Source organism: Candidatus Pelagibacter sp. HIMB1695 (assembly GCF_052047655.1).
GTDB lineage: Bacteria > Pseudomonadota > Alphaproteobacteria > Pelagibacterales > Pelagibacteraceae > Pelagibacter.
This window is the reverse complement of sequence record NZ_JBNAJT010000001.1, coordinates 464444-484585: the sequence shown is the minus strand read 5'-3', so window position 1 is coordinate 484585 and position 20142 is coordinate 464444. Positions and strand designations below refer to the sequence as shown.

At 28.7% G+C, this 20142-nt stretch carries 24 protein-coding genes; 15 read left to right on the top strand and 9 right to left on the bottom strand.

Features of this window, described 5'->3' with window-relative positions; genetic code table 11:
• Position 1: 1 nt before the first annotated feature.
• Positions 2-1441 (bottom strand): circularly permuted type 2 ATP-grasp protein, encoded by a 1440-nt coding sequence (locus tag ACTTAX_RS02730; RefSeq protein WP_440692664.1) that lies wholly within the window; start codon positions 1439-1441, stop codon positions 2-4.
• A 103-nt stretch (positions 1442-1544) separates the two neighbouring features.
• Here ACTTAX_RS02730 and ACTTAX_RS02725 point away from each other — a divergent pair, with 103 nt between their 5' ends.
• The 3 genes from ACTTAX_RS02725 (at position 1545) to ACTTAX_RS02715 (ending at position 3149) form a co-directional block, all read left to right on the top strand.
• On the top strand, positions 1545-2273 hold the full coding sequence (locus ACTTAX_RS02725; protein ID WP_440656459.1) for a 20S proteasome subunit A/B: 729 nt from the start codon (positions 1545-1547) through the stop codon (positions 2271-2273).
• Positions 2274-2342: 69 nt separating this feature from the next.
• Positions 2343-2852: a pentapeptide repeat-containing protein gene (locus tag ACTTAX_RS02720; protein WP_440692662.1), complete on the top strand. Its 510-nt coding sequence runs from the start codon at positions 2343-2345 to the stop codon at positions 2850-2852.
• A gap of 3 nt (positions 2853-2855) precedes the next feature.
• Positions 2856-3149, top strand: a complete 294-nt coding sequence (locus tag ACTTAX_RS02715) for a hypothetical protein (protein ID WP_262589440.1) — start codon at positions 2856-2858, stop codon at positions 3147-3149.
• Positions 3150-3234: 85 nt separating this feature from the next.
• On the opposite strand, the gene mgrA is transcribed toward ACTTAX_RS02715, so the two are convergent.
• The gene (mgrA, locus tag ACTTAX_RS02710) at positions 3235-4263 is read right to left on the bottom strand and encodes an L-glyceraldehyde 3-phosphate reductase (protein ID WP_440614550.1); all 1029 of its coding nucleotides are present in this window, start codon (positions 4261-4263) and stop codon (positions 3235-3237) included.
• A 130-nt stretch (positions 4264-4393) separates the two neighbouring features.
• Between mgrA and ACTTAX_RS02705 the strand changes: the two genes are divergently transcribed.
• Complete coding sequence (locus tag ACTTAX_RS02705; protein ID WP_440692660.1) at positions 4394-5833, top strand: sodium:solute symporter family transporter; 1440 nt, start codon at positions 4394-4396, stop codon at positions 5831-5833.
• Between the two features lies 1 nt (position 5834).
• Here the strand turns inward: ACTTAX_RS02705 and ACTTAX_RS02700 are convergent, their stop codons facing one another.
• Positions 5835-6203 carry a thioredoxin family protein gene (locus ACTTAX_RS02700; protein WP_440692658.1) on the bottom strand — a complete coding sequence of 123 codons (369 nt, stop codon included), beginning with the start codon at positions 6201-6203 and terminating at the stop codon, positions 5835-5837.
• Positions 6204-6272: 69 nt separating this feature from the next.
• Between ACTTAX_RS02700 and ACTTAX_RS02695 the strand changes: the two genes are divergently transcribed.
• Both ACTTAX_RS02695 and ACTTAX_RS02690 read left to right on the top strand, forming a co-directional pair.
• Positions 6273-7205 carry an ABC transporter ATP-binding protein gene (locus ACTTAX_RS02695; RefSeq protein ID WP_440614547.1) on the top strand — a complete coding sequence of 311 codons (933 nt, stop codon included), beginning with the start codon at positions 6273-6275 and terminating at the stop codon, positions 7203-7205.
• On the top strand, positions 7195-7962 hold the full coding sequence (locus ACTTAX_RS02690; protein ID WP_262589435.1) for an ABC transporter permease: 768 nt from the start codon (positions 7195-7197) through the stop codon (positions 7960-7962). The genes ACTTAX_RS02695 and ACTTAX_RS02690 overlap by 11 nt, the downstream gene beginning before the upstream one ends.
• Here the strand turns inward: ACTTAX_RS02690 and ACTTAX_RS02685 are convergent.
• The 3 genes from ACTTAX_RS02685 to ACTTAX_RS02675 all read right to left on the bottom strand — a co-directional run bounded on the left by ACTTAX_RS02685 (position 7959) and on the right by ACTTAX_RS02675 (position 10673).
• Positions 7959-9098 (bottom strand): glycine cleavage T C-terminal barrel domain-containing protein, encoded by a 1140-nt coding sequence (locus ACTTAX_RS02685; RefSeq protein WP_440692656.1) that lies wholly within the window; start codon positions 9096-9098, stop codon positions 7959-7961. The genes ACTTAX_RS02690 and ACTTAX_RS02685 overlap by 4 nt on opposite strands.
• Before the next feature lie 98 nt (positions 9099-9196).
• Complete coding sequence (aceA, locus tag ACTTAX_RS02680; protein ID WP_440692654.1) at positions 9197-10471, bottom strand: isocitrate lyase; 1275 nt, start codon at positions 10469-10471, stop codon at positions 9197-9199.
• A 40-nt stretch (positions 10472-10511) separates the two neighbouring features.
• A complete protein-coding gene (locus ACTTAX_RS02675) occupies positions 10512-10673 on the bottom strand; it encodes a hypothetical protein (protein ID WP_262589431.1) in 162 nt (53 codons plus the stop codon).
• 112 nt (positions 10674-10785) lie between these two features.
• Between ACTTAX_RS02675 and ACTTAX_RS02670 the strand changes: the two genes are divergently transcribed.
• Genes ACTTAX_RS02670 through ACTTAX_RS02640 form a run of 7 tightly spaced genes read left to right on the top strand, consistent with a single transcriptional unit; the run spans position 10786 to position 14932 of the window.
• A complete protein-coding gene (locus ACTTAX_RS02670; protein ID WP_440692652.1) occupies positions 10786-12219 on the top strand; it encodes a helix-turn-helix domain-containing protein in 1434 nt (477 codons plus the stop codon).
• A gap of 3 nt (positions 12220-12222) precedes the next feature.
• A complete protein-coding gene (locus tag ACTTAX_RS02665; RefSeq protein ID WP_440692650.1) occupies positions 12223-12387 on the top strand; it encodes a hypothetical protein in 165 nt (54 codons plus the stop codon).
• A gap of 5 nt (positions 12388-12392) precedes the next feature.
• A complete protein-coding gene (locus tag ACTTAX_RS02660; protein WP_440692648.1) occupies positions 12393-12662 on the top strand; it encodes a GNAT family N-acetyltransferase in 270 nt (89 codons plus the stop codon).
• Positions 12653-13399, top strand: a complete 747-nt coding sequence (locus ACTTAX_RS02655; protein WP_440692646.1) for a sulfite exporter TauE/SafE family protein — start codon at positions 12653-12655, stop codon at positions 13397-13399. The genes ACTTAX_RS02660 and ACTTAX_RS02655 overlap by 10 nt, the downstream gene beginning before the upstream one ends.
• Positions 13396-13950: a hypothetical protein gene (locus tag ACTTAX_RS02650; RefSeq protein ID WP_440692644.1), complete on the top strand. Its 555-nt coding sequence runs from the start codon at positions 13396-13398 to the stop codon at positions 13948-13950. The genes ACTTAX_RS02655 and ACTTAX_RS02650 overlap by 4 nt, the downstream gene beginning before the upstream one ends.
• Positions 13951-13952: 2 nt before the next feature.
• On the top strand, positions 13953-14522 hold the full coding sequence (locus ACTTAX_RS02645) for an SOUL family heme-binding protein (RefSeq protein WP_440692642.1): 570 nt from the start codon (positions 13953-13955) through the stop codon (positions 14520-14522).
• A complete protein-coding gene (locus tag ACTTAX_RS02640; protein WP_440692640.1) occupies positions 14519-14932 on the top strand; it encodes a carbonic anhydrase in 414 nt (137 codons plus the stop codon). Before ACTTAX_RS02645 ends, ACTTAX_RS02640 begins: the two co-directional genes overlap by 4 nt.
• Here the strand turns inward: ACTTAX_RS02640 and ACTTAX_RS02635 are convergent, their stop codons facing one another.
• Both ACTTAX_RS02635 and ACTTAX_RS02630 read right to left on the bottom strand, forming a co-directional pair.
• Positions 14933-17467: an ABC transporter permease gene (locus tag ACTTAX_RS02635; protein WP_440692638.1), complete on the bottom strand. Its 2535-nt coding sequence runs from the start codon at positions 17465-17467 to the stop codon at positions 14933-14935.
• Positions 17451-18116: an ABC transporter ATP-binding protein gene (locus ACTTAX_RS02630; protein WP_440692636.1), complete on the bottom strand. Its 666-nt coding sequence runs from the start codon at positions 18114-18116 to the stop codon at positions 17451-17453. The genes ACTTAX_RS02635 and ACTTAX_RS02630 overlap by 17 nt, the downstream gene beginning before the upstream one ends.
• Between ACTTAX_RS02630 and ACTTAX_RS02625 the strand changes: the two genes are divergently transcribed.
• Positions 18115-18726 (top strand): arylesterase, encoded by a 612-nt coding sequence (locus ACTTAX_RS02625; RefSeq protein WP_440692634.1) that lies wholly within the window; start codon positions 18115-18117, stop codon positions 18724-18726. The genes ACTTAX_RS02630 and ACTTAX_RS02625 overlap by 2 nt on opposite strands.
• On the opposite strand, the gene ACTTAX_RS02620 is transcribed toward ACTTAX_RS02625, so the two are convergent.
• Positions 18719-19312: a hypothetical protein gene (locus ACTTAX_RS02620; protein WP_440692632.1), complete on the bottom strand. Its 594-nt coding sequence runs from the start codon at positions 19310-19312 to the stop codon at positions 18719-18721. The two genes, ACTTAX_RS02625 and ACTTAX_RS02620, sit on opposite strands and share 8 nt — an antisense overlap.
• Before the next feature lie 71 nt (positions 19313-19383).
• Here ACTTAX_RS02620 and ACTTAX_RS02615 point away from each other — a divergent pair, with 71 nt between their 5' ends.
• Positions 19384-20073, top strand: a complete 690-nt coding sequence (locus tag ACTTAX_RS02615) for an ion transporter (protein WP_440692630.1) — start codon at positions 19384-19386, stop codon at positions 20071-20073.
• Positions 20074-20142 lie beyond the last annotated feature (69 nt).

The following is a 20142-nucleotide window of genomic DNA, read 5'->3' as shown; positions in this document are numbered from 1 at the left end:
TCTAATTATCCAATATCCAGGTATCTTTACTTCCCCCGCCTTGAGATGAGTTTACAATTAAACTACCTTTTTTTAACGCCACTCTAGTGAGACCACCTTGCGTTACATACTGATTGGAACCAGATATTATAAATGGTCTTAAATCTACATGTCTTGGATCAAGTTCATTATTAATTAGAGTTGGAGATGTTGAAAGTGAGACTACTTTTTGCCCAATATAATTTCGTGGATTTTTCTTAATTTTTTTAACACATTCATCTAATTCTTTTTTGGATGCTCTAGGACCAATTAAAATCCCATATCCCCCTGACTCGTTTGCAGGCTTAACTACTAATTTATCTATATTTTGTATCACATAATCCATTTGTTTTTTTTCATGACACAAATATGTTTCTACCTGGTTAATTATCGGCTCTTCGTTAAGGTAAAATTTAATCATTTTAGGAACATAACTGTAGACAACTTTGTCATCAGCGACGCCAGATCCAGGAGCATTAAGAATACTTATATTTCCTTTTTTCCATGCATTAAAAATTCCTGGAACACCTATTAAGGAAGATTTATTAAAAACTTTTGGATCTAAAAATAAATCATCAATTCTTCTATAAAGTGTATGTAGTTGTTCTTTTCCATATACTGTTTTCATAAATACTTTATTGTCTTCAACAAATAAATCTGAGCCTTCAACTAATTCAACACCCATTTGTTGTGCTAAAAAAACATGCTCAAAATAAGCTGAATTAAAAACACCAGGAGTTAGTATAGCTAGTTTAGGATTAGATTTGTTTTTTGATAGAGATCTCATACAAGAGTATAATTTTGAACAATATTCATCTACTGGACTGATTTTATGTTTTTCAAATATTTCTGGAAAAACACTTTTCATGACTGTTCTATTTTCAAGCATGTAAGATACACCTGACGGAACTCTTAAATTATCTTCCAGTACTAAAAATTCACCATTAATGTCTCTTACTAAATCTGAGCCACAAATGTTAGCCCAAACATTAAATGGAGGCTTGATACCAATACACTCTTTTCTAAAATTTCCTGAATTTAAAATTATATTTTTTGGTATTATTTTATCTTTAAAAATTTTTTGATCATTATAAACATCGTGAATAAAAAAATTTAAAGCTTTTACTCTTTGAGCTAATCCTTTAGAAATTTTATTCCAATCTTTTTTTTTTATAATTCTAGGAACAATATCAAGTGGCCAATAATGATCTGTAATTTTATCATTTGAATAAACTCTAAAAGTAACTCCTCGTTGACTAATTGCATTTTCAGAATTTTTAATAGTAGTTAGAAGTTTTTTTCTTGAATATTTAGAAATAAAATTCGAAATAGTTTTAGTTTCAGGCCTTAGTTTTTGATTTTCTCCAACATATTCATCAAATACTTTTTTTGCCTCATATTTTTCCCAGGAAATTTTAGGCATCTGTCATTAAAGCATAAAAAGTTTAAAAAAACATGAAAAATAAATTGTTTATGACGATAAATTAAGCTTTTTAAATCCAAACTTATATATTAGATAATGTGCCATGACTTATTGTATTGGAATCAATGTTAATGAAGGAATGATTTTTGCATCCGATTCTAGAACAAATGCAGGATTAAACGATATCAACACATATTCTAAAATGTTCAATTATGCTGTTGGTGATAGAAATTTAGTAATTGTTACCTCAGGAAATTTGGCAACATCACAAGCAGTATTTAGTTCTATTAAAAAAGATTTAGAATCTAACTCACCAGAAAGAAGCCTAAATACTTGTAATACAATTGAAGAAGTTGCTAATTACGTTGGATCTTTAACAGTTAAACATTCTTCCCCTCATGGAATTAATGAAGAAGCATTGCAACTTGGTTCTTCATATATTGTAGGAGGACAAATTAAAGATCAAAAATCAGAGATTTTATTAGTATATCCTCAAGGAAATTATATTCGACCATCTGATACCAAACCATATTTGATTATTGGTGAAATTAATTATGGAAAACCGATTTTAGATAGAGTTTTAAAACCAGAAATATCATTAGGTGATGCTGCTCGATGTGCATTAATTTCAATGGACTCAACTATCAAAAGCGATTTACGAGTTGGACCACCAATTGATTTTGTAGTTTATAAAAAAGGTTTAATTAACCCTATATATCAAAATAAATTTGAATTAGAGGACCAAGTTTACTCCTCAATAACAAAGAGTTGGTCAGAAAGTATTATTAGAGCTTTTGAATCGTTTCCTCGATTTGATTGGGAAAATAAATAACTTATATTTATCAAATTTTTAATCATAATCTTTCATTGTTTTGACATATTTTGTTTGTTAGTTTTGGTTATGAAAAAAATACTTCTTTTAATCTTCTTTAGTTTCTTTTTTGTTTCAAATTCAAATGCTGCGTGCGATGATCCATTAACAGATGGGGTAGATTATTCTAAATGCAGATTTTCAGATGCACAGGATCTACAAGGTAGTTATCTACCAAACTCGAATTTATCTTTTGCAAGTTTTGTTCAAGTAAACTTAGACAAAAGTATTATGATGAATTCAAATTTATCCTTTGGAACTTTTCCAGAGTCTACATTTGTTAGAGCCAATCTTTACGAGACAGTCAGTATTGGTGCAAATTTTGAAAAAACAAATTTCACAAATTCAAACTTAACAAGAGTTGATTTCATGGGGGCAACTTTAATAGAAGCTAATTTTCAAAATGCTAATTTAATGGAAGCAAATTTTACATCAGCAAATATTACTAATGCAAACTTTGAAAATGCCAATTTAATTGGTGCTACATGGACCAATGGAAAAGCTTGTGGTCCAGACTCTATTGGAACTTGTAAACAATAAGATATGAACACTTCAGTTAATACTGATGATGTTATTTTTAATTTTTTCAAACAAATCTGTGATGAGAAAGATGATCAAAAATGTGTTGAGCTTGGAAAAGAATGGATAAAAGCAATGGAAACCAACCTTTCTTCTATGGAAGCAAATCTAAATGGGGCTGATTATCTAAAACATAAAGACGATATTCAAAGTAACCGAGATCATTTAAATAGCCTCAAAAACAAGAATTCTACAGAGTGGAGAGAGTATGCTACTCAGTGTATGATCGAAATAATGAATCATAAAGGCCAACAATAATGAGTAATCAAGAAAGAGTGTTTTTAATTATTTGTGCTTCTTTAATTATTTTTACTCTTCATTATTTAATTGAAAAACACTTCTTTTAATAAGAACTAGATCTTGCCCACTTATTAATATTTCCGTCTTTGGCTTTTTTATTAATTTCTTTAAGTTCAGATTTAGAAAAATTTAAATTATTTAGACTTTCAATATTTTCTTTTATTTGTTTTACACTACTTGCCCCAATTAAAGCTGTAGTAACTGCTTTATTATTTAAAACCCAAGCCAAAGCCATTTGCGATAATGTTTGACCTCTTTTTTTAGCAATTTGATTTAAATCTGAAATTATCTTTATGTTTCTTTTAGTTATGAAACTTTTATCTAATGCAGATTTTGGATCACTTGCTCTTGATGCTTTTGGTATTCCTTTTAAATACTTATCTGACAACATTCCTTGTGCTAATGGAGAAAAAGCAATAGTTCCAATTCCTAATTTAATTAAATTTTTATCTAAATCTTTTTCAAACCATCTATTTATTAATGAATAAGAAGGTTGGTGGATAAATATTTTAATATTTCTTTTCTTTAAAATATTAAACATCTCAATAGTTTTCTTTGAAGAATATGAAGAGATCCCAATATAAAGTGCTTTACCAGATCTATAAATAAGTTCTAAGGCATCTGCTGTTTCTTCTAATGGTGTGTTTGGATCAAATCTATGTGAATAAAATATATCCACATAATCTAGTCCCATTCTCTTCAAACTTTGATCACAGCTTGCAATGATATATTTTTTAGAACCCCATTCACCGTAAGGTCCTTCCCACATATCATAACCTGCTTTAGATGAGATAATTAATTCATCTCTATATCTTTTAAATTCTTTACTTAAAATTTTTCCAAAATTAGCCTCAGCACTTCCTGCTGGTGGACCGTAATTATTTGCTAAATCAAAATGAGTAATCCCTGAATCAAAAGAATAAAACAACATTTTCTTTGCTTCAGATGTAAGTTGTTTACCACCAAAATTATGCCAAAGACCAAGGCTTATTAAGGGTAGATCAACACCACTCTTTCCACATCTTCTATATTTCATGTTGGAATATCTTTTTGGTGATGCTTTGTAACTCATAACTATTAATATAACTTAATATTTTAGTTTAAAAACATAAATTTAAATATATATATTTAAAACAAAGGGGTGTCTTAACAGACTGAGATTAAACCCTAAGAACCTGTCCGGTAATTCAGAAAGGGATAAAATGGATAACACATATTTTTTAAGTCAATCATCATCATTAACATTAGTAATTATTATTAGTTTAGTATTTGCTGCATTAGGAATTTATCATTCTAAAAAATTCCAAGGAATAAGTAATTATTTAACAGCTAATAGAAATATAGAATTATTTTCATTAACAACTAGTCTTGTTGCTTCTGCTTTAGGAGCATGGATTTTATTTGGCCCTGTTGCTGCTGCTACATGGGGAGGAATAGGGGCTGTTATTGGTTATGCTCTTGGTACAGCTTTTCCAATGATTTTCTTAATTTATTTTGGAAGAAAAATTAGATCAGAGTTTCCAAAAGGCTCATCTCTAATTGAATTTATGAGAAAAAAATTTGGAAAAAGTTTGTTTAAACTGATTTTGTTAATGACAATTTTTTACATGTTTATTTTTCTTTGCGCAGAGGTGACAGCTGTTGCAGTTTTGATAAATTATTTATCAGGTACAGATCTTTGGATCACTGCATTAATAGTGCTTTTGGCTACTTTAACGTATACGCTTTATGGAGGTCTAAGAGCTTCTATTTTTACTGATAATATTCAAATGATTGTTATTGGCTTTCTTTTATTAATTCTAATTTTAATTATCAGTTCATCAACAGGAGATAATTTTTCTTTTGCATTAATTAAAGAAAAAAATCCGCAATTGTTAAGTTTATCTTATATTCCAAGTTATACTGCTGGATTAACTTTTTTTATAGCTGTTGCTGCAACAAATTTATTTCATCAAGGAAATTGGCAAAGGGTTTATGCTGCTAAAGATTACAACACTTTAAAATCAGCATTGATTATTTCTTTTTTTGTAATTGTACCGATAGTTTTTTTAATGGGCTTTATTGGAATGGTTTCATTTTCTATTGATCCATCAGCTAGAGCTGATTTGGGATTTTTTACTTTATTACTAAAAGAACAAACTGAAATGCTATCCTTAATTATTATTGTTCTTGGTTTAGCTTTAACAATTTCAACAGTTGATACATTGGTTAATGCGATATCAAGTTTGTTTGTTGTGGATGGTAAAGCAACTTTTAATTTAGATAAAAAAACAGATTATTTAAAAATTTCTAAATACTTTATCGTATTTTTATCATTGATTGCATTTGGTGTTGCATCAAAAGGATTTGATATTTTATATTTATTTTTGCTTGCAGATTTATTTTGTTGTGCGTTTGTATTTACAGTCTTTTATAGTTTTTATAACAAGGTAAATGAAAAAACTGCTTATGTTTCAATAATAATTGGTTTAATTGGTGGATTTTTAATGTTTCCTTATCCAGATTTTTCTAAGAGTTTATTAGTTGGGGGATTGATGTCTAAAGATCTATTTTCACCTTTTGTTGCACAATCTTTATTATTTTTATCATTTGTTGTTGCAACTTTTTTACCAGCAATAATTTTAAAATTGAAAAGTAATTGATTTAGACAACGGAGTTTAAAGCTTCATAAATAAGTTCTTTGGTAGTCTCGCCGATACTTCTGTAAACTTCTTTATTATCTTTAAAAATTAAAAGAGTTGTTTGGTATTGAATATTAAAAAATTCAGCAATTTCTTTATTAGTTACATCAAATGTAAAATATTCAATATTTTCAAAATCATTTTTTGCTTTATCAAGAACCTTCATTTGACTAGCACAAGACGTACAATATTTAATCCAAGAACTAACCACTACAACTTTTCCATCTGCTAAAGCTTTATCAAATAACTCTTTAGTGTAAGTTGTTTCTTTAGCAATCCCGTTAGCGGTGAATGCCAATATAAAACAAATAAATATAAAAAATTTTTTCATTAATTGTATGTTGTAAACAAATTTTAAATTATTGTAATACAATAAATTGTCTCTATATATACCTAGTCCATGTCAGATCAAATAAACATAAATAATCTATCAAAAGTCTATGATAATGGCTTTGAAGCCTTAAAGAAAATAAACCTAAACATCAAAAAAGGTGAAATTTTTGCAATGCTTGGACCGAATGGTGCAGGCAAAACTACTCTTATAAGTATTATTTGTGGAATCGTTAGACCATCTTCAGGAAAAGTTACAGTAGATGACTTTGATATCATCGATGATTACAGAGAAACAAGATCTAGAATTGGATTAGTTCCACAAGAATTAACTTTAGAACAATTTGAAACAGTTTTTAACAATGTCTCTTATTCAAGAGGTTTGTATGGAAAAAAACCAGATCCAAAACATATTGAAAAAATTTTAAAAGACTTAAGCTTATGGGATAAAAAAGATTTAAGATTAAGACAATTATCTGGAGGAATGAAGAGACGTGTATTGATTGCAAAAGCATTGTCCCACGAGCCAACTATATTATTTTTAGATGAGCCAACGGCTGGTGTTGATGTTGAATTACGTCAAGACATGTGGAAGGTAGTTGAAACTCTAAGAAAAACTGGTGTTACAATTATTCTTACTACTCATTATATTGAAGAAGCAGAAGCAATCGCAGATAGAGTGGGTGTAATCAATCAAGGAGAAATTATTGTTGTTGATGAAACAAAAGAATTATTGAAAAAAATGGGGCATAAAAAACTTACAGTGGATCTTCAAGAAGAAATCACTGAAATCCCAAGCAGTTTAGATAAGTATAATTTAGAAATTGGAGAAGATAAAAAATCAATCAATTACACATATAATGTTAGAGCTAAAAGCACTGGAATAACTAACTTGTTACAAGATTTAAAAGATGCAAATTTAAAATTACAAGATTTAAAAACTGAACAAACTACTTTAGAGAAAATATTTGTGACATTAGTAAAGGAGAACAATGAAGTTTAATTATTACGCATTTAGAGCAATGTACTTACATGAAATGGATCGATTTAAGAGAACATTGATGCAATCATTATTTTCACCAGTTCTATCAACCTCTCTTTATTTTATTGTTTTTGGATCTGTAATTGGTGGATATGTAGAAAAGATTGATGGAATTAGTTATGGATCTTTTATTGTTCCTGGTCTTTTAATGTTAACGTTGTTAACTCAATCAATCAGTAACACTTCATTTGGGATATTTTTTCCAAAATTTAATGGAACTATTTATGAAATTTTAGCTGCACCAATTTCAACTTTTGAAATTGTTTTAGCTTTTGTGGGAGCTGGCGCTACTAAAACTCTTATTGTTGGATTGGTTATATTTTTAACATCAACTTTCTTTGTTGAGGTTCAAGTAATGTATCCATTGTTAATGATATTTTTATTAGTATTAGTAGCATTTACATTTGCTCTATTTGGTTTTTTAATTGGTTTAATGAGCTCTAATTTTGAGCAAATGTCTATCATTCCAACTTTAGTTATTACGCCAATGGTATTTTTAGGTGGTAGTTTATATTCTTTAGATATGTTGCCTGAGTTTTGGCAAACAGTTACTTATTTTAACCCGGTTGTTTATTTGATTAATGGTTTAAGATTTGCCTTTTATGGTGTTTCAGATTTCAATATTTGGGTGAGTGTTATTTCAATGGTAGTATTTTTGATGTCATGTGTAACTGTGGTTACAGTTCTATTGAAAAAAGGATACAATATTAAATCTTAGCTACTAGCTATTTTCTTTTTTGGATCGTAAAAAGGTTTTTCTACTATTGTAGCTGAATATTTTCCTTCGTGAGTTTCTATATCTAATTTATTACCTAATTCTGAATGATTAACTTCAATCATTGCAAGTGCAATATTCTTTTTTAATCTAGGTGAATATACAGCTGAAGTTACCTTACCAATTTTTTTGCCATTTTTTTCAATCGGCCAAAAAGTTGTGTTTGGTCCTGATAAAGGATCACAATCAATGATAAGACCAACTTGTTTTCTTTTAATTCCATCTTGTTTTATTTTTTTTAGCGCTTCTTTACCTATAAAATTTATATCAGTATCTAAATTAACTAATCGATCAAATCCTAGTTCAAATGGATTTGTATGAATATCTGCATCCGCATGATAAGAAAGCATACCACCTTCTATTCTTCTAATAGAGGATGTATGACCAGGTTGAATACCATGTTCTTTACCAGCTTCCATTATTTTTTCATAAAGTTCATTACCTTTTGAGCCATCTCTTAAATATATTTCATAACCGAGTTCACTTGACCAACCAGTTCTTGATACAATTAATGGAATTCCATCAAGTTCATATTCTCTTAACCAATAATATTTAAGATCTCTGATACTCTCACCAAACAATTTGATCATTATTTCTTGTGAGGTGGGACCTTGTAACTGTAGAGGGGATACATCTGGTTCAGATATTTTAACATCTAAACCTGAGTTAACTGCAACACCTTGCGCCCATAACAAAACATCACTATCTGCTAATGATAACCAAAAATGATTCTCAGCCAGTCTTAATAAAACTGGATCATTTAAGATACCACCATCATTATTTACAATTAAAACATATTTGCATTGTCCAACTGATAACTTTGAAAGATCTCTAGGAGTTAAAAGCTGGGTAAATTTATATGCATCAGGACCAGTGATCTCGACCTGTCTTTCAACTGCAACATCACATAAAATTGATTTTTCAATTAGGTTCCAAAAATTTTGCTCAGGACTTCCAAAATCCCTTGGAATATACATGTGATTATATACAGAAAAACCTGTTGCTCCCCATTTTACAGTAGCATCAAAATAAGGAGATTTTCTAATCTGTGTTCCAAAACCAAAGTTTTTATTAGACATTTGAGAGCCTTAACAGTCTGAGTATTAATTACAAATAAAAAAAATAGCCCTAACAATTAAGGGCTACTAAAAAAAATGGAGAGGGAAAGTATTTTTTTTTAAAACTGTTCAGATTCGGTAGATCCAGCCATTGCTGTTGTTGAGCTTTGGCCGCTACTAATAGTATTCGAGACTGCATCAAAATAAGATGTGCCAACTTCTCTTTGGTGCTTAACACTAGTATAGCCATCTTTTTCTCTAGCAAATTCTTGTTGTTGAATTCTAGAATATGCAGCCATACCTTCTTTTCTATATTTCTCAGCAAGCTCAAAAATTGCAATGTTTTGAGTATGGAAACCAGCAAGAGTAATGAACTGGAATTTGTAACCCATTTTAGCAATTTCTTGTTGGAATGAAGCAATCTCGTCATCACTTAAATGTTTTTTCCAATTGAATGATGGAGAACAATTGTAAGCTAATAGTTTTCCAGGAAACTTCTCATGAATTGCATCTGCAAATTTTTTAGCCTCAGCTAAATTAGGAGTAGCTGTTTCACACCAGATTAAATCAGCATATGGTGCATAAGCTAAACCTCTAGAGATAGCTTGTTCAATTCCATCTTTAACATAATGAAATCCCTCAGGAGATCTTTCACCAGTTAAAAATGGTTTATCATTTTCGTCAAAATCATTTGTAATAAGTTTTGCAGCATTAGCATCTGTTCTTGCCAATATAATTAAAGGAACTTCTGCAATATCAGCAGCTAATCTTGCAGCTTTTAAGTTTTTGACCATTGTTCCAGTTGGAACAAGAACTTTTCCACCCATATGACCACATTTCTTTTCACTAGCTAATTGATCTTCAAAATGAACACCTGCAGCACCTGCTTTTATAAATTTTTTAGTTAATTCAAATACATTTAATGGTCCACCAAAACCTGCTTCACCATCAGCTATAATTGGTAGCATATAATCAACTTTTTCTTCAGGTTTCATGTCACCATCTTGCATTTCCATATGCTGAATTTGATCTGCTCTAATTAAAGAGTTGTTCATAGACTCAACTAACTTAGGAGCACTATCATAAGGATATAAAGATTGATCTGGATACATTTCTCCAGCAGTATTAGCATCTGCTGCAACTTGCCAACCACTTAGATATATTGCTTTTAAACCTGCTTTTGCATGCTGAACAGCTTGGTTACCTGACAAAGAACCAAGGGTATTAACATAAGCTTCAGTATTTAATAATTGCCAAAGTTTTTCAGATTGATTTTTGCAAAGTGAGTACTCAATTTTAATTGAACCTCTTAATCTCTCCACTTCTTCATCAGTGTAGTCTCGTTTGATGCCCGCGAACCTTTTTAATTCATAAGAGATTTTCTCTGCACTCATTATTTATAATCCTTTGTTGAAGAAAATTGAAAAAGTTGAATTAGTTACTATCGTTTAAAGCGTCGATTAGTTCACTCATTCCACTCGAACCCCAATCACAATGATCATCTCTCATGTAAATTCCTTTATTATGGTGGTGATCTAAATCCTCTTTTTTGATGATTTGAGCTTCATTTTCTGTGTTTTTTAAGTTTTTATCCATGTAAATTATATATTTTACAAAATTTACAAAATCTATAAAAAACGTTAAAAAGCTTTGTAAATAGGGAAAAAATATTGTAAAAATAAATTTACAAAATTTACAAATAGTAAAAATGAGTCAAATTGATCTTAAAATAGGGCCAAAAATAAGAGCTTTTAGAAGACAACTTGGATTGCAAGCTAACAAATTAGCTGAAGATTTAAGTATTTCTCCTAGTTATTTAAACTTAATTGAAAGTGGCAAAAGAAAAATAGATGGTGATTTACTTTTAAATGTTTGTGAAAAATTAAACATCCAATTATCTGATCTTACATCTAAGACAGACATTAATCTTCAAAATACAATTTCAGAAATTTTAGATGATAGTTTATTTGAAGACTTAGATATTTTAGGTCCAGAAGTAAAAGATCTAGTAAGCACTAATCCAAAAATTGGTAAAGCGATTGTAAGATTGGGAGATATTCTTAAAAAAAAAGATCATGAATTAATAAATAAAATTGAAAAAATTTCGGGTAAAATAGTTGATAATAGAAAAAATTCTTTTCCAGGTGAAGTCATTTCAGATTTTCTTCAAGAGCATAAAAACTATTTTCCAAAATTAGAAGAATTTGCAAATAAAGTTTTTGATAAAATTCAAAAAAATAATCGAACAAGATATATTGCTTTGTGTGAATATTTAAATTCGGAATATTCAATAATAGTCAAAGATGTTATTCCAGATGAAAACAAACCTTTTTCAAAAATCTATAATAAAAATAAAAAAGAACTTTTGTTAAGTGATTATAGTTCTCTTGAAACAAAAAAATTACATGCAGCAGCTCAAATAGCTCAAGAAGGAGCCAATAAAGAAATTGATAATTATTTATCTAAATTTAGCTTCCCTTCAGAAGAATCTAAAAAACTTACAAAAGTTGCATTACTAAATTATTGTGGTGCTGCAATTTTGATGCCATACAAATTATTCCACTCTGAATGTAAAAAATTAAAATATGATTTAGAGTTATTGCAAAATACTTTTGCAACTTCATTTGAACAAGTAGCTCATAGAGTTACATGTTTACAAGATCCAAAACTCCCAGGTATTCCTTTTCATTTTTTAAGAGTTGATATGGCTGGAAATATTTCAAAAAGATTTTCCTTGTCTGGAATTGATATACCAAGATATGGTGGAGCGTGTCCAAGATGGAATGTGTATTCTGCTTTTACAAGACCTGGTGTAATACAAGCTGCAGTAAGTAAAATGAATAATGGCGAAAAATATGTTTGCATTGCAAGAACTGTTGAAAAAGGAATAGGTAGATTTGGACAAGCAAAAAGTGTTCTCTCAATCGGACTAGGGTGTGAAGCAAAATATGCAAAAGATTTTGTTTACACTGAAAATGTTAACATAAATGATAAATCTACAGAAATACCAATTGGTGTATCATGCAGAACCTGTGACAGATTAGATTGTTCACAAAGAGCATTTCCGCCACTACATAAAAAGTTCGATGTTGACTTAAATACAAGAGGTGTTTCAGTTTATGTCAGTGACAACAAATCTTAAAACATGATTAAATATATAATTCCAGCTATTATTGTTTTCTTAATTGTATTATTTTGGGAAAAAATAACTGAATTTGTTGAGAAAAAGTTCAATATTAAGCTTAATTATATTGTTGTTAGTTCAATAGTTGCTGCAATAGCAATTATTCTTTTGCTCCTTAATTACTAGGATTTATGAACAGTATTGATTTCTCGAATTATCAATTAGATGAAGCTGATGGTGTTTTTACTTATAAAAATGAAAATACAACACTTGGGTTTGTTAGATTTAATGAAAAGGGAGAAGTGGAGTACATTTTCGTTAATCCAATTTTTAGGAAAAAAGGAATAGCAACAAAATTATTACAGCTAGTTAAACAAAAAACAGGAAAAGAAATAATTCTTCAAGAACCAATTAGTCCTTTAGGATCAAAACTATTAAATTCATTAAACAAATGGAAATAAATTTACTATTTTTCTTTACAGTAGTACCAGCAATAATTTTGTACGGTATTGCTAAATCAGGTTTGGGTGGATCAATGACATTAATATCTATTCCATTAATGACCATTGTAATGCCTTTGAACCAAGCATTAGGAATAATTTTACCAATTTTAATATTTTCTGATTTTATTGCTGTTTATAAATATAGAAAAGAATATGACTTAGGAACTTTAAAGTTAATGGTTCCATTTGCTGCTGTTGGAATAATAATTGCTTCTTTCACGTTTACATATTTTTCAGAAGAATTATTAAAATTTATGATTGGTTTAATGGGATTTATTTTCGCAGGTCATTATTTCTTTTTTAAAAAAAATAAAGAAGCTAAATCTCAAAAAAATTCTATCAAAGGAAGCATTTGTTCTGTCATAGCTGGCTTTACAAGTTTTTGTGTCCATGCAGGAGGAACACCTGTAAGTGTTTATATGCTTCCTTTAAGAATGCAGAAAGAAATTTATGTGGGAACAAGAATTATATTTTTTACATTTGTCAATCTAATAAAACTTCCTTTATATATTAACCTTTCAATGACAAATTTAGTAACCTTTAAACAATCAGTATTTTTATTTCCAATTGCTTTTATAGGAATACTAATTGGTTATCGATTAATTAAAATTATAAACGAAAAATTATTTTATAATATTTTATATATTTTAATTTTTATAAGTAGTTCAAAACTTTTATATGATTATTTAATATGAAAAAAAAATTTAATCCTAGAATAAAAGCTCGTATTAGAAAAAATAAACAAGTACTTAATAAAAAAATTGATAATTTTTTTGGTTGGGTAAAAGGTGCTAAACTTATTGAACTTAAAGAATGTAATGTAGAAGAAGATCCAGTTCGACCAGAGTTAGATAATAAATTTAGAACAGGATTTGGAAGAAAAATTTATGGTGTTGAGTATCAAGGCGAAATTCATGCTGTTATGTGTTTTGCTTATACAAATGAAATTCCTAAAAGTGTGGATGAACTTGAAAAATTAAGTACTGATGCTTTTTTACAAAGTGCAATGAGAGATCAAAAAGGTGGTCAAATTGCTATTGCTTATACTGTATGGTCAAAGAAAAAGGGTGGAGGAAAGTTAATTGTTAAAGAAGTGTTTAAAAAGATAAAAAAATCCAATCATTTAAACAGATTAGTAACCCTTTCACCTTTAACAGAAATGGCAACGAATTTTCATGAAAGAAATGGAGCAAAATTAGTTCAAATTAATGAAACAACACAAAATTTTGAATATAAAGTAATTTAACTATGAAGTTAAAAAAACAATTAATTCTTCTATTTTGTACTTTCTTTGTTTTACCGTATTCTATTGTCATGGCCAATGAAGAAGCAAAGTATGAAGTGGTTGATAAAAATGAAATTTATGAGATTAGAAAATATTCTGATCGTTTAGCAGTTGAAACCTCTAGAGCAGGAATAGATAGTAATTTTAGAAAATTATTTAATTATATTTCTGGAAGAAATGATGCTCAAGAAAAGATAGCAATGACTACTCCGGTTACTCAAGTAGAAAAAAATGGTAATATGACTATGCAGTTTTATTTACCTTCAAAATTTAATTCAGATAATGTGCCCAATCCAAGTAGAGATGATGTAAGAATAGTAAATATTGAAGGAGGATATTATGCCGTGCTTAGATATTCTGGTCGAGCTTCAGATGGAAATTTCATAAAACACAAAGAAATCCTAGAAAAAGAGTTAAACAAAAATAATATTTCAATTATAAGTCCACCTATTAGAGCTACATATGATAGTCCTTTTACCCTTCCAATGAATAGAAGGAATGAAGCGATGTATAAAGTTGAGTTTAATTCATGAAGTCAAAATTTAAAGCGATGGTGTTATCTTGTATGGATCCAAGATTTCAACATTTAGTTCACAATCATTTAAAGAAAAAAAAATTAACTGGTAAGTACAGTGCTTTTACAATTGCTGGTGCTGCAGTAGGGGTCACACATAATAAATTTAAAAAATGGCATAATACTTTTTATGACAATCTTGGAACTTCAATTCAGCTTCATAAAATAGAAAAGCTTATTGTTATTAATCACAAAGATTGTGGTGCTGCAAAAATTGCTAATGGAAAAAAGGAATTTAGTCCAGTAAATGAAAAAAAAATACACCAAGACTCATTTAATAAACTTAAAAAAGAAATCAAAAAAAGATTTCCAAAACTTAAAGTAGAATTAAATGTAATTGCTTTAGATAGTAAAATTACAAAATTCTAATTATTGATTTCTAATCAAAGGGTAAACTTTTGGATTTAGGTATTTTAAGTTTGTTAACATAATCAATATCAATGTTACAAATCCAATTGAAAAACCTAAGTAAATTAAAACTTTAAAATCAAACATCCAAACAAGTTCAAAGATATTTTCCATAATAAATTTTGAACCAATTACAGCAAAGAATATTGCAATCAGTATGACTGATTTAAATATAATGATGAATTCTATTAATGATGACAGAATTATCTCTTTTTTTGAAAAGCCTAGAATTTTAAATACTAAGTTTTGATACTCTTTAACTTTACCTTGAACCATTATTGCACTCGAAATAACAATTAAACCAATTACAATTGTTACAGCTGATATCAAAGTAACTGCAATGAATACTTTATTTAGCACAGCTGTTACTTTTGTAAGATAATCAGCAATTTTGATCATAGATAAGCTAGGCATAACTTCTAGCATTTCAGTTTCATCAAATTTATCAGAATTAAATTTTGCTGTTGCTAAATATTCATGAGGAATATTTTGAGCGAATTGAGGATTAAATAGCATTGCAAAGTTTATACTTAAATCTCGATAATCAACTTCTCTAAAATTAACTACTTCACCGTCAATTTCTCTTCCATATATATTTAAAGTAAAAACATCTCCTAATTGAATGTTAAAATCTTTTGCAACTTTAGCATCTAAAGATATTTGAAGTTGATTAGGTTTATTTAAATCCCACCATTCTCCAGCAACTAATGGATTATCTTCAGGAACATCTTCCACCCATGAAGATCTTCTCTCACTTCCAATTACCCAATAACTATCATTATCTGGTTTAATGTAAGTATTTGGATTAATGCCATTAATTTTCGTAATGCCAGATGATACCATAGGAACCACTTCAATATCTGCATCAGGGTCCATTTTTAGTATACCTTGCTCAAACTTTTCACGCTCTCCTTTTTGAATTCCTACAAAGAAATAATCAGGTGCAATATCAGGAATTGATTTAGCAATTTCTCTTTGAAAATTTGTTCCAACTAACGCCAATGTTAAAAGTAAAGTAACCCCCAACCCTAAAGACATAATAGTAATTGGAGTAATACTTTTTGTTTGAGTGATATTTTTAATTGATACCTTTAATGAGATATTGGAGCTTGATTTAAATTTTTTAAGAAAAAATATGATTATTCTTGAAAGAAAGAAAAATACAATCAAACACACAAAAAATGCAGCAAAGTATCCTAGACTGTAAGTTGGTTGTTCAGAGCCAATTGTAAATAACAAAACTAAAATAGAGAGCAAAACAAAACTTAAAACAACAGATTTTTTTGAATAATAAAATTGTAAGTTTTGAAAAACATTTCTAAATAAATTAGAGGCTTTTACTTGGTCAATTGAACTTATTGTTGGGATAGAAAATATTACAAGAACTAATAAACCTACTAAAAATATTTTAATAAAATTAACTATAGAAAATACTGGATAAACATTTAATCCGAGTCCATCTGATAAGTATTTATCAGCAATAGGGACTATTAAAAAACTAGATCCATAGGAAACAACTGTGATTACAAACAACAAAATTAATAATTGAAGATAATAAAGTGTCTTTATATTTCCTGAATAAAATCCAACTGCTTTTCTAACTGCAATTGACATGTTGTTTTGGTTAATAAAAGAAAGAAGGGTGTTTGCAATCCCAATACCAGCAATCAACATCGCACTTATTGAAACAAGAGATAAAAATTGTGAAAAATTATTAATTATTCTCTTTATTCCACTTGCTGAATTTTCAGGATAACGAAGCTTTACTTTTTGATCATCTTTAAAAATATTTTCAATTCGTTTTTCTAACTCTTCAGGGTTATCGCCTTCATTAAATTTTACTTTGTATTCATAGTTTAAAAAGCTTCCAATACCATTTAGTTTTAATATTTCTAAAGTTTGTTTTCTAGCAAGCGCCCAATCACCAAAAGCAACAAATCCACTTACATCTGGTACTGATTTTATAATTCCAATAACTGTAAAATTTTGGTCTTGAACTTTAACTTGTTCATTAAGTTTTATGTTTAGTGTCTTTGATAAGCTTTCATTAATTAAAATAGTATTTGGTTCCTTTTGCATTCGCTCATAAGCACCTTTGGGCTCAAATACTACTTCGCCATATAATGGATATTTTTCATCAACTGTTTTAATTCTAGTGAATAATGATTTATTTTTCTCTCTTCCAGTTGTTGAAAGCATAGTACTGAACTCAATCATTTGAGAAACAGTTGCAAATTCTTTTACCTGATTAACTAGTTCTAGATTCCCTTGGTTACGATTGTAATCAATTTCTAAATCACCACCCAATAAAGCTTTTGCATTATCGTTCAGCTCTTTTTTAAGACTATCTTCAATTGTAAAAATAGCACTTAATATAAAGAGACTAATAAATAGAGTAACAATAATACTTGAGATTTTGTGATAGTTTCTGCTTAAATCCTTTAGAGCATATTTAAAAATCAAACTAAATTCAGATCGATTATTTAATTTTTCCATCTTTTATTTTGATTTTTCTTTTTGCTTTATTTGCAAGTTTTGGATCATGCGTTACCATGATTAAGGAAGATCCTTCCTCTTTTACATATTTAAATAAAATATCTGAAATCATTAATGAGTTTTCAGTATCCAAGTTTCCTGTAGGCTCATCAGCCAAGATTAATTCAGGCTTCATTGCTATAGCTCTTGCAATCGCAACTCTTTGCTGTTCACCACCAGATAACTGACTAGGTAAATTATTAAATCGGTGCTTTAAACCAAATCTATCTAATAAATTTTTTGCCTCACTCTCAGGATTTTTAAAATTATTTAATTCTAATGTTAAAGCAACGTTTTCAACTGCTGTATAATTTGGAATTAAATAGAAAGATTGAAATATAATTCCAATATTCTTCTTTCTAATTTCTGAAACTTCATCTTCATTTAATCCTGTAATTTCTTGATCTTGAAATACAATTTTACCTGAGGTTGGTTTTTCTAGTCCTCCAACCAACATTATTAAACTGGTTTTACCAGATCCACTTTCACCAACGACAGAAACTGTCTCTTTTTTCTTAATGGTAAGATCAATATTCTTTAAAACACTGATACTTTCTTTACCAGTTTGGTATTTGAGATTTATTTTTTTTAATTTAAGAAGATCACTCATGAATAAAAGTTTATTTATAAAAATTTTGATGATCTTTCTAGTGCACATAAACGCTTTCGCAATAGAAAAGGTTGTCTTATTTGGCGATAGTTTGATGGCTGGATATGGTTTACCTAAAGAACATCATTTATCTGTAGTATTAGAAGATAAATTTAAAAAAGATGGTTTAAATATAAAGATAATTAACGGCAGTGTTTCTGGAAGCACATCTTCAGGAGGATTAAATATTGCTGAATGGAGTTTATCTGAACCTGGTATTGACTTAATCATTTTAGGTTTGGGCGCCAATGATATGTTGAGAGGAATAAAACCAGAGGAAACTGAGAAAAATTTAGAAGAAATCATAAAGATAGCAAATAATAAAAATATAAAAATTATTATTGCAGGTATGGTTGCTCCAACAACACATGGTGCTGAATACAAAAAAAAGTTTGATGCTATTTATCCAAAACTATCAAAAAAATATAACTTACCTTTGATCCCATTTTTACTTGAAGGAGTTGCACTTGATCCAAGTTTAAATCAGCAAGATGGAATTCATCCAAATAAAGAAGGAACCATTGTAATTAGTAAAACTCTTAAAAAATTTATAGAAAAAACAATTAATTAGTTTTTTTAGAGGACATCATTCTTTCGTGTACTGCACGCATTCCTCTTTCAACCATGTCATTTATTTCTGCAGCATGTTTTTGTAGAAGTTCAACTACCTTTGGATCTTCTGAAGTTTGTAAAACACTAATTCCTTTATCTGTTAATTCAATTTCAGTTTCAATTTTATCATGATATCTAAATAAAACATCTAATGTAGGTGATTGAATAATAACTTCAGGATTTTTTCCTTCTTGGATTCTTGTGATCATCATTGAAACATGGTTAACAATTGATTGTCTTACGTTCTCGTCTTCAGAATACGTTTCAGTTTTAATACCGTTAGGAATATTGGTAACAGTTCTTTTTATTTCTTTATGATTTTGGAAAATATTTTTAAGATCACTAACTTCAATATCTGTTGTATCTTTACCTTGAAGTCCTGGCATATTAACTTCATCATGACCATTTTGCCCATGTCCATGACCATGTTTTTTCGTCATCTTTTCATGATTTTTTTTATATTCATCATTACTAGCTGCTAGTAAATTTGAACTTGAAAGAAGTAAGAAAGATATAAAAAAGAATTGGATAAATTTTTTGATCATGATTGGTATTTAAAATTTATTATTAATCATTAAATGTGACAAATTCAACAAATGGTTTATATCAATAATTAATGAATAATTTTTTATACAATTTAAAAGAAAGCAGAATTTTTCAATTTGTTGTTATTTCAATTATTATTTTAAATGCAATTACAATTGGGGTTAACACTTATGAATTAAGTGATCTTACCAGACAAGCAATCAATTATTTAGATTATTCAATTACAATATTTTTTGTTATTGAAATTATAATTAGGTTTATAGGAGAACCTAAAAAACTACATTTTTTTAAAAGTGGGTGGAATGTATTTGATACATTAATTGTTTTAATTTCATTAATTCCAATTCCTAATAATTCTAGCTTCTTACTTTTAAGATTATTAAGAGTATTTAGAGTATTGAGAATTATCTCAGTTGTTCCAGAATTAAAAAAAATCATTGAAGCACTGCTCACATCTGTCAAAAGAGTGTTTTACGTTGGATTATTATTGTTTATTATTCTTTATATATACGCAACTATAGGTTCAATTTTATTTAGCACTGATATTCCTGAGAGATGGAGCGACGTTGGAGTTGCTATGATCACATTGTTCCAAGTTTTAACTCTATCTAGTTGGGAACAAGTAATGTTACCATTACAAGATGTTTATTGGTGGGCTTGGATTTATTTTTTCAGCTTTATAATTATATGTGGAATTACAATGCTTAATTTGTTGATTGCAATATTAGTAGATGTAGTAATCAATCAGAAAAAATTATAATTTATATTTATGAACTTTAATTCAATACTTTGGCATCCAGTCCTAGATAAAGATGTGTTAGAGGGCAAA

Excerpts from the sequence above, each read along its gene's own strand:
- ACTTAX_RS02695 (WP_440614547.1), top strand. The coding sequence starts at position 6,273 with ATGTCAGATCAAATAAACATAAATAATCTATCAAAAGTCTATGATAAT.
- ACTTAX_RS02630 (WP_440692636.1), bottom strand. The coding sequence starts at position 18,116 with ATGAGTGATCTTCTTAAATTAAAAAAAATAAATCTCAAATACCAAACT.
- ACTTAX_RS02615 (WP_440692630.1), top strand. The coding sequence starts at position 19,384 with ATGAATAATTTTTTATACAATTTAAAAGAAAGCAGAATTTTTCAATTT.
- ACTTAX_RS02725 (WP_440656459.1), top strand. The coding sequence starts at position 1,545 with ATGACTTATTGTATTGGAATCAATGTTAATGAAGGAATGATTTTTGCA.
- ACTTAX_RS02715 (WP_262589440.1), top strand. The coding sequence starts at position 2,856 with ATGAACACTTCAGTTAATACTGATGATGTTATTTTTAATTTTTTCAAA.
- ACTTAX_RS02650 (WP_440692644.1), top strand. The coding sequence starts at position 13,396 with ATGAAAAAAAAATTTAATCCTAGAATAAAAGCTCGTATTAGAAAAAAT.
- ACTTAX_RS02720 (WP_440692662.1), top strand. The coding sequence starts at position 2,343 with ATGAAAAAAATACTTCTTTTAATCTTCTTTAGTTTCTTTTTTGTTTCA.
- ACTTAX_RS02690 (WP_262589435.1), top strand. The coding sequence starts at position 7,195 with ATGAAGTTTAATTATTACGCATTTAGAGCAATGTACTTACATGAAATG.
- ACTTAX_RS02645 (WP_440692642.1), top strand. The coding sequence starts at position 13,953 with ATGAAGTTAAAAAAACAATTAATTCTTCTATTTTGTACTTTCTTTGTT.
- ACTTAX_RS02685 (WP_440692656.1), bottom strand. The coding sequence starts at position 9,098 with ATGTCTAATAAAAACTTTGGTTTTGGAACACAGATTAGAAAATCTCCT.
- ACTTAX_RS02635 (WP_440692638.1), bottom strand. The coding sequence starts at position 17,467 with ATGGAAAAATTAAATAATCGATCTGAATTTAGTTTGATTTTTAAATAT.
- ACTTAX_RS02705 (WP_440692660.1), top strand. The coding sequence starts at position 4,394 with ATGGATAACACATATTTTTTAAGTCAATCATCATCATTAACATTAGTA.
- ACTTAX_RS02700 (WP_440692658.1), bottom strand. The coding sequence starts at position 6,203 with ATGAAAAAATTTTTTATATTTATTTGTTTTATATTGGCATTCACCGCT.
- ACTTAX_RS02655 (WP_440692646.1), top strand. The coding sequence starts at position 12,653 with ATGGAAATAAATTTACTATTTTTCTTTACAGTAGTACCAGCAATAATT.
- ACTTAX_RS02675 (WP_262589431.1), bottom strand. The coding sequence starts at position 10,673 with ATGGATAAAAACTTAAAAAACACAGAAAATGAAGCTCAAATCATCAAA.
- aceA (WP_440692654.1), bottom strand. The coding sequence starts at position 10,471 with ATGAGTGCAGAGAAAATCTCTTATGAATTAAAAAGGTTCGCGGGCATC.
- ACTTAX_RS02625 (WP_440692634.1), top strand. The coding sequence starts at position 18,115 with ATGAATAAAAGTTTATTTATAAAAATTTTGATGATCTTTCTAGTGCAC.
- ACTTAX_RS02730 (WP_440692664.1), bottom strand. The coding sequence starts at position 1,441 with ATGCCTAAAATTTCCTGGGAAAAATATGAGGCAAAAAAAGTATTTGAT.
- ACTTAX_RS02670 (WP_440692652.1), top strand. The coding sequence starts at position 10,786 with ATGAGTCAAATTGATCTTAAAATAGGGCCAAAAATAAGAGCTTTTAGA.
- ACTTAX_RS02665 (WP_440692650.1), top strand. The coding sequence starts at position 12,223 with ATGATTAAATATATAATTCCAGCTATTATTGTTTTCTTAATTGTATTA.
- ACTTAX_RS02640 (WP_440692640.1), top strand. The coding sequence starts at position 14,519 with ATGAAGTCAAAATTTAAAGCGATGGTGTTATCTTGTATGGATCCAAGA.
- ACTTAX_RS02660 (WP_440692648.1), top strand. The coding sequence starts at position 12,393 with ATGAACAGTATTGATTTCTCGAATTATCAATTAGATGAAGCTGATGGT.
- mgrA (WP_440614550.1), bottom strand. The coding sequence starts at position 4,263 with ATGAGTTACAAAGCATCACCAAAAAGATATTCCAACATGAAATATAGA.
- ACTTAX_RS02620 (WP_440692632.1), bottom strand. The coding sequence starts at position 19,312 with ATGATCAAAAAATTTATCCAATTCTTTTTTATATCTTTCTTACTTCTT.